Genomic DNA, 2,714 nt, shown 5'->3' with positions numbered 1-2,714 from the left:
ACGCGTCAAGGCTGCGGTCGCCGCCGGGGTCACCGGCACGCCGACCTTCATGGTCAACGGAAAGACCGTCGCCTACACCGGCGGCGAAGGCCCGCCCATGCCGATCCTGGAAGCCGCCATCGACCCCGAACTGGCCAAATAGGGATCGATGTCCGTGCTGCGTCGCCTTCTGTTGATCCTGGCTCTTGCCTTCGCACCCCTGGGGGCCCTGGCCCCATCCGCCTCGGCCCAGACTCCGCCACCGGTGACGGCCGCCGATCGGGTGCTGGGGCGGGCTGATGCGCCGGTGACGGTGATCGAGTACGCCTCCTTCACCTGCCCCCACTGCGCTCATTGGTTCAATGACGTCTACCCTGCGTTCAAGGCCCGCTTCATCGACACGGGGCGGGTGAAGCTGGTGTTCCGCGACCTGCCGACTGACCCTCAGCAGTATTCCATGGCCGCGGCGATCATCGGCCGCTGCGCCGCGCCGGGCCGGTTCTTCGACGTAGCGACGTCCCTGTTCGCCGGTCAGGCGTCGCTGGCCACCGGCGGCGGCCGCGCCTGGTTCGACAACGCGCTGGCGGCCAGCGGGCGGACGCGGGAAGAGATGCAGGCCTGTTTCACCGCGCCGGGCCGTCAGGAGGCCCTGAACGCGGACGTCAACGCCGCGATCACGGCGGGCATCACCTCGACCCCGGCCTTCTTCGTCAATGGCAGGCCTCTTGCAGGCGATCCGAGCATCGAGGCCCTGGCGACCGCCATCGGGGCCGCCGCTCCCGGACGCTGACCCCATGCCCCTGTTCCGTCGTCTCATTCTGGTGCTGATGCTGGCCCTGCCGGTGTGCATCGGCGGAACGGCAATGGCGCAAGGGGCCCCGCCCCGCGTGACGGCGGCCGACCAGGTGCTGGGTGATCCGAACGCGCCGGTGACGGTGATCGAATACGGCTCCTTCGCCTGTCCCCATTGTGCCGAGTGGCAGATCGGGGTCTTTCGCGCCTTCAAGGAACGCTACATCGACACGGGCCAGGTCCGGTTCGTGTTCCGCGACCTACCGACCCAGCCGGTGGCCGAGGCGATCCGTTCGGCCTCCATCGCCCGCTGCGCCGCGCCCGGTCGATACTTCGACGTCGTCCACACCCTGTTCCTGTGGCAGGGCACGGCCCGCAATTTCGGCCCGGTCCGCGAATGGTACAGCCGCGCCGTCGCCGAGACCGGCCGGACGCCCGAAGAGATCGCCGCCTGTATGGCCGACCCCGCCGTCGAGGCCGCCATCTGGCGCACGGCCCAGGGCGGGTCGGCGGCCGGCGCGACCAAGACCCCGACCTTCTTCGTCAACGGGCAAAAGATGGAAGGCGTCGTGCCGATCGAGGACCTGGCCGCCGCCATCGATCCTCTGCTGAACCGCTGAGTCGCAGCTGATTCCCCCCACGCGGTGAATCAGGCTCTATAAGAGGCTGGGCCCTGCCGTGGGCTCCTGTCCCAACCCATCGGCTCAGGGAGTGCGATGCAGTTCCAGCGCCTCCGCCTTGTGGGTTTCAAGTCCTTCGTCGATGCGTCGGAGGTCTTCATCGAGCCCGGCCTGACCGGCATCGTCGGCCCCAACGGCTGCGGCAAGTCCAATGTGCTGGAATCCATGCGCTGGGTCATGGGGGCCAACTCGGCCAAGGCCATGCGCGGCCAGGGCATGGACGACGTCATCTTCGCCGGGGCTTCCAACCGCCCGCCGCGCAACCACGCCGAAGTCCAGCTGACCATCGACAACGCCCAGCGCCGCGCGCCCCAGCCGTTTACGGATTCGCCGGTGCTGGAGGTGTCGCGCCGCATCGACCGGGGCCAGGGCTCCACCTACCGGATCAACGGCAAGGAGGTCCGGGCCCGTGACGTCCAGCTGCTGTTCGCCGACGCCTCGACCGGGGCCAACTCCCCGGCGCTGGTGCGGCAGGGACAGATCAGCGAGCTGATCGCCGCCAAGCCCCAGAACCGTCGCCGCATTCTCGAAGAGGCGGGCGGGGTCGCCGGCCTGCACACCCGTCGTCACGAGGCGGAGCTGCGGCTCAAGGCGGCCGAGGCCAACCTCGAACGGCTCGACGACATCGGCCGCGAGCTTGAGACGGCCCTGACCCGGCTGAAGCGCGAGGCCCGTCAGGCCGAGAAGTACAAGAAGATCTCGGCCGAGATCCGGGCGCTTCAGGCCGCGCTTCTGTATGTCCGCTGGAACGATGCGCGGGTCGCCGCCGAAGCCGCTGCCGAGGAACTACATCAGGCAGACCGGGCCGTGGCCGATGCGACGGGCGCGGCAGCGCGGGCCCAGACGGCCGCCCTGTCGGCGCAGGAAGGCCTCAAGCCCGCAAAGGAAGAAGACGCCGTCGCCGCCGCCCTGCTGCACCGCGCCAGCCTGGAACGCGACCGGCTCGACATGGCCGAGCAACAGGCTCGGGCCGAGGTCGAGCGCCTGACCGCCGAGGGCGCGCGCATCGCCACCGACGCGGAGCGCGAGGCCAGGATGGCCGAGGATGCAGCCGCCGAACTGGCCCGGCTGACCACCGACCTCGACGCCCTGACCGCCGAGGTCGCGGCGGCTCCGGCGCGCGGTCCCGAACTGGACGCGGCACTCGCCGCCGCAGAAGACGCCCGCCGCGCCGCCGATGCCGAGGTCGAGCGGATCGCCGGGACCCTGGCCGCCGTCGAGGCCCGCGCCAATGCCGAGACGGCCCGCAAACGCGACGCCGAG

The 2,714-nt window shown here is 70.5% G+C and carries 3 protein-coding genes; all 3 read left to right on the top strand.

The features are described 5' to 3' along the window. Nucleotides 1-154: 154 nt before the first annotated feature. Nucleotides 155-769, top strand: a complete 615-nt coding sequence (locus ACILQR_RS16410; protein WP_395652428.1) for a DsbA family protein — start codon at nucleotides 155-157, stop codon at nucleotides 767-769. Nucleotides 770-773: 4 nt separating this feature from the next. Beyond that, nucleotides 774-1,391, top strand: coding sequence for a DsbA family protein (locus tag ACILQR_RS16405; protein WP_395652427.1), 618 nt, complete (start codon nucleotides 774-776; stop codon nucleotides 1,389-1,391). A gap of 96 nt (nucleotides 1,392-1,487) precedes the next feature. Next, nucleotides 1,488-2,714: AAA family ATPase (locus ACILQR_RS16400; RefSeq protein ID WP_395652426.1), on the top strand; the 1,227-nt coding region annotated here is incomplete at its 3' end.

Origin of the sequence: Brevundimonas sp. (genome assembly GCF_044239655.1) — a bacterium.
GTDB lineage: Bacteria > Pseudomonadota > Alphaproteobacteria > Caulobacterales > Caulobacteraceae > Brevundimonas.
This window is presented reverse-complemented; position numbering and strand designations above follow the sequence as displayed.

Excerpts from the sequence above, each read along its gene's own strand:
- ACILQR_RS16405 (WP_395652427.1), top strand. The coding sequence starts at position 774 with ATGCCCCTGTTCCGTCGTCTCATTCTGGTGCTGATGCTGGCCCTGCCG.